This window comes from Pseudomonas sp. GW531-T4 (assembly GCF_017349615.1).
Classification (GTDB): domain Bacteria; phylum Pseudomonadota; class Gammaproteobacteria; order Pseudomonadales; family Pseudomonadaceae; genus Aquipseudomonas; species Aquipseudomonas chlororaphis_I.
Window position 1 is genome coordinate 155,892 of sequence record NZ_JACMZT010000012.1, and the last position, 6,726, is coordinate 162,617.

The following is a 6,726-nucleotide window of genomic DNA, read 5'->3' on the forward strand; positions in this document are numbered from 1 at the left end:
CCATGAACAGACAATCCTTGTTCCATCGCCTGGCACCCTGGGCCCTGCCGCTGCTGTTGCTGGCGGTGTGGCAGTTGTCGGTCTCGGCCGGCTGGCTGTCGACGCGAATCCTGCCGGCCCCCAGCGCGGTGATCGAAGCCGGGGTCGGCCTGGTGCGCAGCGGCGAAATCTGGACCCACCTGGCTATCAGCGGCTGGCGCGCGGCGATCGGCTTCCTGATCGGCGGCAGCATCGGCCTGGCCCTGGGCTTCATCACCGGTCTGTCGAAGTGGGGCGAACGCCTGCTCGACAGCTCGGTGCAGATGATCCGCAACGTGCCGCACCTGGCGCTGATTCCCCTGGTGATCCTGTGGTTCGGCATCGACGAGTCGGCGAAGATTTTCCTGGTGGCCCTGGGCACCCTGTTCCCGATCTACCTGAACACCTACCACGGCATCCGCAACGTCGACCCGGCGCTGGTGGAAATGGCGCGCAGTTATGGCCTGGCAGGCGGAGCCCTGTTCCGCCAGGTGATTCTGCCGGGCGCCTTGCCTTCGATCCTGGTGGGCGTGCGTTTTGCCCTGGGCTTCATGTGGCTGACGCTGATCGTCGCGGAAACCATCTCCGCCAGCTCCGGCATCGGCTATCTGGCGATGAACGCCCGGGAATTCCTGCAGACCGACGTGGTGGTGCTGGCCATCGTCATGTACGCCGTGCTCGGCAAACTGGCGGACCTCGCCGCGCGCGGCCTGGAACGTGCCTGGCTGCGTTGGCATCCGGCCTATCAAGTGGCCAAGGGAGGTGCGCAATGACGGCTCAACAACCTCCACGCCTGCTGCGCGGCATTCCGCTGGTGGTGCGCAAGCTGCAAAAGACCTTCGGTTCGCGCCAGGTGCTGCGCGAGATCGACCTGCATATTCCGGCCGGGCAATTCGTCGCGGTGGTCGGCCGTAGCGGCTGCGGCAAGAGCACCTTGCTGCGCTTGCTGGCCGGCCTAGACAAGCCCACCGGCGGCGAACTGCTGGCCGGTGCCGCGCCGCTGAGCCAGGCCATCGAGGACACCCGCCTGATGTTCCAGGAGGCGCGCCTGCTGCCCTGGAAGAAAGTCATCGACAACGTCGGCCTGGGCCTCAAGGGCGACTGGCGCCCCCAGGCCCTGGAAGCCCTGGAGGCGGTGGGCCTGGCCGACCGCGCCAATGAGTGGCCGGCCGCCTTGTCCGGTGGCCAGAAGCAGCGCGTGGCCCTGGCCCGGGCGCTGATTCACCAGCCGCGCCTGTTGCTGCTGGACGAGCCCCTGGGCGCGCTGGATGCCCTGACCCGGATCGAGATGCAGCAACTGATCGAGCGCCTGTGGCAGCAGCATGGCTTCACCGTCCTGCTGGTGACCCACGATGTCAGCGAAGCGGTGGCGGTGGCCGACCGGGTGATCCTGATCGAAGAAGGCGAGGTCGGTCTCGATCTGCTGGTGGAGCTGCCGCGCCCACGGGTGCGTGGCTCCCATCGGCTGGCAGCGCTGGAAGCCGAAGTACTCAACCGCGTGTTGTCGCTGCCCGGGTCGCCACCCGAGCCGGAACCCGTTTCACCCTTGCCCACGCAATTGCGCTGGGCGCTTTAAAGCAGCAGCAAGTTTCCAGCTGCAAGCGGCAAGAAAGAGCCGAGCGCTTTTGCTTGCAGCTTATCGCTTGAAGCTTGTGGCTTATTTCGACCTCAGGAGAAATACCATGACTATCAAGGCCATCAACGTTCGCAACCAGTTCAAAGGCACCATCAAGGAAATCGTCGAAGGCGACGTGCTCTCGGAAATCGATGTGCAGACCGCCTCCGGCATCGTCACGTCGGTGATTACCACCCGTTCGGTGCGGGAGCTGGAACTGGCGATCGGCAGCGAAGTGATCGCGTTCGTGAAATCCACCGAGGTGTCGATCGCCAAGTTGTGATCGATGCGCGACAACCAGCCCCGGACGGCGTGAGCCCTTCGGGGCTTTTTTGTGGAGCAGGGCTTGAGCGGTGTGGAGAGGTCAAGGCCGTCATCGCGAGCAAGCTCGCTCCTACAAGGACGGCGCTAACCTTTGTAGGAGCGAGCTTGCTCGCGATAGGGCATCAGCCCGACCGTGCTATCTCGCGCTTGGGCAGGTAAGGCGGCAGGTACAGCCCCAGGTAGGCATCGAACACCCGCATGCCTTCCTCGGCCATGCGCTCGGTGATCTGCCCGTGCTGCTGGACCGAGCGCGCGTAGACGCGGTCGCCCAGCTCCATGGCCAGGGCGAACACATCGACGTCCGCGGGCAGTGCCGGCAGCTGGAAGTGCTGGTCGAACAGCTTGTGCATCAGGTCGCCCAGTTCGATGTCGTGCTGGCGGTCGGCCTGGGTGACCTCGGTGAGGCCATGCTGGGCCAGGATCAACTGGCGAGCCGCAGCGTCGGCGCTGTAGATGGCGAGCATGCGCTGTTCGACCAGCCGCGACAGGTCGTGCCAGCTGCTCAGGGTCGCGTGGTCGATAGGCTCTTGCAGGCAGGCGCGGAACGCGGCGTGGACGTCGGCAGTCAGGGCTTCAAGCAGGGCGGGAACGCTGGCGAAGAAGTGATAGACCGAGGAGGGCGGGATCTCCGCGCGCTCGGCCACGCTGTAGATCGACAGGCTGGCCACGCCCTCGGCGGCAAGCAGGGTGCGGGCGGCATCGAGTATCGAGTCGATCCGGGCCTGGCTGCGTGCGCGGGGTTTGCGGGGGGTGGCTACGCGTGTCATTGGAGTCTCCTGCGGGGCAGCGGGCATTGTACGAGGCGTGTCGGGTGTTGTCTGCCAGGACGCCTTCGCGGGCAAGCCTCGCTCCTACAAGATGGAAATGGCATACACCTCGAACCTGTAGGAGCGAGGCTTGCCCGCGATCCGCCGCAAGGCGGCCATAAAAAACGCCACGGGCCTTTCGGCCGGTGGCGTTTTTCTGGGCTACAGCCGCTTACACGGTGTGCAGGTACCAGTTGTACTCGAGGTCGGAGATCGAGTGCTCGAACTCCTCCAGCTCGCTTTCCTTACAGGCCACGAAGATATCGATGTATTTCGGGTCGATGTACTTGGCCATGACTTCGCTGTCGTCCAGCTCGCGCAGTGCGTCGCGCAGGTTGTTCGGCAGGCTTTGCTCGTTCTGCTCGTAGGAGTTGCCTTCGGTTGGCGCGCCCGGTTCGATCTTGTTGACCAGGCCGTGGTGCACGCCCGCCAGGACCGAAGCCATCAGCAGGTACGGGTTGGCATCGGCGCCGGCCACACGGTGCTCCAGGCGGACCGCGTCGGCGGAGCCGGTCGGTACGCGCAGGGCGACGGTGCGGTTGTCCAGGCCCCAGCTCGGCGAGTTCGGCACATAGAACTGCGCACCGAAACGACGGTAGGAGTTGACGTTCGGGCAGAGGAAAGCCATCTGCGCCGGTAGGGTCTCGAGCACACCGCCGATCGCGTGACGCAGTGCGGCGTTCTGCTCGGGATCCTCGCTGGCAAAAATATTCTTGCCGTCCTTGTCCAGGACCGAAATGTGGACGTGCAGACCATTACCCGCCTGGCCTGGGTAAGGCTTGGCCATGAAGGTGGTGTCCATCTCATGGTCGTAGGCGATGTTCTTGATCAGACGCTTGAGCAGTACCGCATAGTCGCAGGCCTTGATCGGGTCGGCGACGTGGTGCAGGTTCACTTCGAACTGCGCCGGAGCACTTTCCTTGACGATGGCGTCGGCCGGGATGCCTTGTTCTTTCGCGCCTTCGAGAATGTCCTGCAGGCAGTCGACGTATTCGTCGAGGTCGTCGATCAGGTAGACCTGGGTCGAATGCGGGCGCTTGCCGGAGATCGGCGAGCGTGGCGGCTGTGGCCGGCCATTCACGTTCTCCTGGTCGATCAGGTAGAACTCCAGTTCAAACGCGGCGCAGATGGTCAGGCCCAGCTCGTCGAACTTGGCCACGACTTGACGCAGCACTTCGCGCGGGTCGGCGAAGAAAGGGTCGCCTTCGAGTTCGTGCATGGTCATCAGCAGTTGCGCGGTGGGGCGCTTCTGCCAGGGTTCATTGCACAGGGTATCGGGGATTGGATAGCAGATTCGATCGGCGTCGCCGATGTCCAGGCCCAGGCCGGTGCTTTCCACCGTCGAGCCATTGATATCCAGAGCAAATAAAGAGGCCGGCAGGTTGATGCCTTTCTCGTAAACCTTGTGGAGGCTGGTGCGTTCGATGCGCTTGCCGCGCACCACACCATTCATATCCGCAATCAGAAGGTCAACGTACAGAACCTCAGGATGTTCCTTAAGGAACGCGTTCGCTTCGTTAAGCTGAACGGCACGCGGGGGTACCGACATGATGCAACACCTTTGTTGTTAAAAATATCAATCATTGATCTTTTCAGGTTTCAGTCAACCCGAACGGCATGCCGAAGTCAAGCGAGGCCTTTTTTGCCCTAAAAAAGCGCCTGTGGGGCATTTTTGGGGCGCTTTTCTGGCTTCGGAGGGCTTGGCCGCCGCGGCCTTGAGCGGGCCGTGTTGTATTTTTTACGGGGGTGTTGTGTAAAAAAATGAACAAGGCTAAGCTCGATTTAAACCCATAACAGCAATAATACCGGGGTGTTTCATGTCTCGCCTGCCGTTAATCGGCGTCACCGCCTGCTCCAGGCAGATTGGTTTGCATGCTTATCACATCAGTGGCGACAAGTACGTCCGCGCAGTGGCAGTAGCAGCCAAGGGCGTGCCCATGATCCTCCCGTCCCTGGCCGATATTCTAAGCCCGTCCGATATTCTGGACGGTCTGGATGGCATCCTCTTTACCGGTTCACCCTCCAATATCGAGCCTTTTCACTATAGAGGTCCCGCCAGCGCGCCGGGAACCGCGCACGATCCTGCCCGTGATGCCAGTACCCTGCCGCTGATCCGCGCCGCGGTGGCGGCCGGGGTTCCGGTACTGGGGATCTGCCGCGGCTTCCAGGAAATGAACGTGGCCTTCGGCGGCAGCCTGCACCAGCGGGTCCACGAAGCCGGCCCGTTCATGGACCACCGTGAGGACGAGAGCCAGCCGGTGGAAGTGCAATACGGCCCCGCCCATGCGCTGCATGTGCAGCCGGGCGGGGTGCTGGCCGGCCTCGGCCTGCCGGCGCAGATTGAAGTCAATTCGATTCATGGCCAAGGCGTTGAACGTCTGGCGCCGGGCCTGAAGATAGAGGCCCTGGCACCCGATGGCTTGATCGAAGCCTTCTCCGTCGAGGGCGCGCCGATCGAGGGAGGCAAGGCTTTTGCTTTGGGGGTGCAATGGCACCCTGAATGGCAGGTAAGCTCTAACCCTCACTACCTCGCCATCTTCCAGGCATTTGGCGATGCCTGTCGCAAGCGGGTAATGCAACGCGACGCCAATGCGTCACAAAAACCTGGCTTATAAGAGCCAGGAAACTCACGCCTAGAGGCATTTATGAGTAACAACCTCGACCAGCTCACCGATTGGTTGAAAGACCACAAGATCACAGAAGTCGAATGCATGATTGGCGACCTGACCGGGATCACCCGGGGCAAGATCTCGCCAACCAACAAGTTCATCGCCGAAAAAGGCATGCGCCTGCCCGAGAGCGTGCTGCTGCAGACGGTGACCGGCGACTATGTCGAAGACGACATCTATTACGAACTGCTGGACCCGGCCGACATCGACATGGTCTGCCGCCCGGACCAGAACGCGGTATTCCTCGTGCCCTGGGCTATCGAGCCGACCGCCCAGGTGATCCACGACACCTACGACAAGCAGGGCAACCCGATCGAGCTGTCGCCGCGCAACGTGCTCAAGAAGGTCCTGAAACTCTACGCCGACCACGGCTGGCAGCCGATCGTGGCGCCGGAGATGGAGTTCTACCTGACCAAGCGCAGCGACGACCCGGACTACCCGTTGCAGCCACCGGTCGGCCGTTCCGGTCGCCCGGAAACCGGTCGCCAGTCGTTCTCCATCGAAGCGGCCAACGAATTCGACCCGCTGTTCGAGGACGTCTACGACTGGTGCGAACTGCAGGAACTGGACCTCGACACGCTGATCCACGAAGACGGCACGGCGCAGATGGAAATCAACTTCCGTCACGGCGACGCTCTGTCCCTGGCCGACCAGATCCTGGTGTTCAAGCGCACCATGCGCGAAGCCGCGCTCAAGCACGAGGTGGCCGCCACCTTCATGGCCAAGCCGATGACCGGCGAGCCGGGCAGCGCCATGCACCTGCACCAGAGCATCATCGACATCGAGACCGGCAAGAACGTCTTCTCCAATGACGACGGGACCATGAGCCAGCTGTTCCTCAACCACATCGGCGGCCTGCAGAAGTTCATCCCCGAGCTGCTGCCGCTGTTCGCGCCCAACGTCAACTCGTTCCGCCGCTTCCTGCCGGACACCTCGGCACCGGTGAACGTGGAGTGGGGCGAAGAGAACCGCACCGTGGGCCTGCGTGTGCCGGATGCCGGGCCACAGAACCGTCGGGTGGAAAACCGCCTGCCGGGCGCCGACGCCAACCCTTACCTGGCCATCGCCGCCAGCCTGCTGTGCGGTTTCATTGGCATGGTCGAAGGCCACAACCCGAGCGCACCGGTGGTCGGCCGCGGTTACGAGCGCCGCAACCTGCGCCTGCCGTTGACCATCGAGGACGCTCTGGAGCGCATGGAAAACAGCAAGACCATCGAGAAATACCTGGGCAAGAAATTCATCACTGGCTACGTCGCGGTCAAGCGGGCCGAGCATGAAAACTTCAAGCGCGTCA

At 62.8% G+C, this 6,726-nt stretch carries 7 protein-coding genes; 5 read left to right on the plus strand and 2 right to left on the minus strand.

Annotated elements, in window-relative coordinates; genetic code table 11:
- Positions 1 to 2 precede the first annotated feature (2 nt).
- The 3 genes from ssuC (at position 3) to J4D28_RS12695 (ending at position 1,916) form a co-directional block, all read left to right on the plus strand.
- Positions 3 to 791: an aliphatic sulfonate ABC transporter permease SsuC gene (gene ssuC / locus J4D28_RS12685; protein ID WP_009051383.1), complete on the plus strand. Its 789-nt coding sequence runs from the start codon at positions 3 to 5 to the stop codon at positions 789 to 791.
- Positions 788 to 1,594, plus strand: a complete 807-nt coding sequence (gene ssuB / locus J4D28_RS12690) for an aliphatic sulfonates ABC transporter ATP-binding protein (RefSeq protein WP_009051382.1) — start codon at positions 788 to 790, stop codon at positions 1,592 to 1,594. The genes ssuC and ssuB overlap by 4 nt, the downstream gene beginning before the upstream one ends.
- Positions 1,595 to 1,700: 106 nt before the next feature.
- Entirely contained in the window at positions 1,701 to 1,916 is a 216-nt protein-coding gene (locus J4D28_RS12695; RefSeq protein WP_007928303.1) for a molybdopterin-binding protein, read from the plus strand.
- A 163-nt stretch (positions 1,917 to 2,079) separates the two neighbouring features.
- Here J4D28_RS12695 and J4D28_RS12700 read toward each other — a convergent pair whose 3' ends face one another.
- Both J4D28_RS12700 and J4D28_RS12705 read right to left on the minus strand, forming a co-directional pair.
- Positions 2,080 to 2,724: a TetR/AcrR family transcriptional regulator gene (locus J4D28_RS12700; RefSeq protein WP_103330872.1), complete on the minus strand. Its 645-nt coding sequence runs from the start codon at positions 2,722 to 2,724 to the stop codon at positions 2,080 to 2,082.
- A 211-nt stretch (positions 2,725 to 2,935) separates the two neighbouring features.
- On the minus strand, positions 2,936 to 4,312 hold the full coding sequence (locus J4D28_RS12705; protein ID WP_009051380.1) for a glutamine synthetase family protein: 1,377 nt from the start codon (positions 4,310 to 4,312) through the stop codon (positions 2,936 to 2,938).
- A gap of 268 nt (positions 4,313 to 4,580) precedes the next feature.
- On the opposite strand from J4D28_RS12705, the gene J4D28_RS12710 reads away from it, so the two are divergent.
- The gene (locus J4D28_RS12710) at positions 4,581 to 5,378 is read left to right on the plus strand and encodes a gamma-glutamyl-gamma-aminobutyrate hydrolase family protein (RefSeq protein ID WP_016705049.1); all 798 of its coding nucleotides are present in this window, start codon (positions 4,581 to 4,583) and stop codon (positions 5,376 to 5,378) included.
- Positions 5,379 to 5,408: 30 nt separating this feature from the next.
- A partial coding sequence (locus J4D28_RS12715) for a glutamine synthetase family protein (protein ID WP_207246422.1) occupies positions 5,409 to 6,726 on the plus strand: 1,318 nt, incomplete at its 3' end.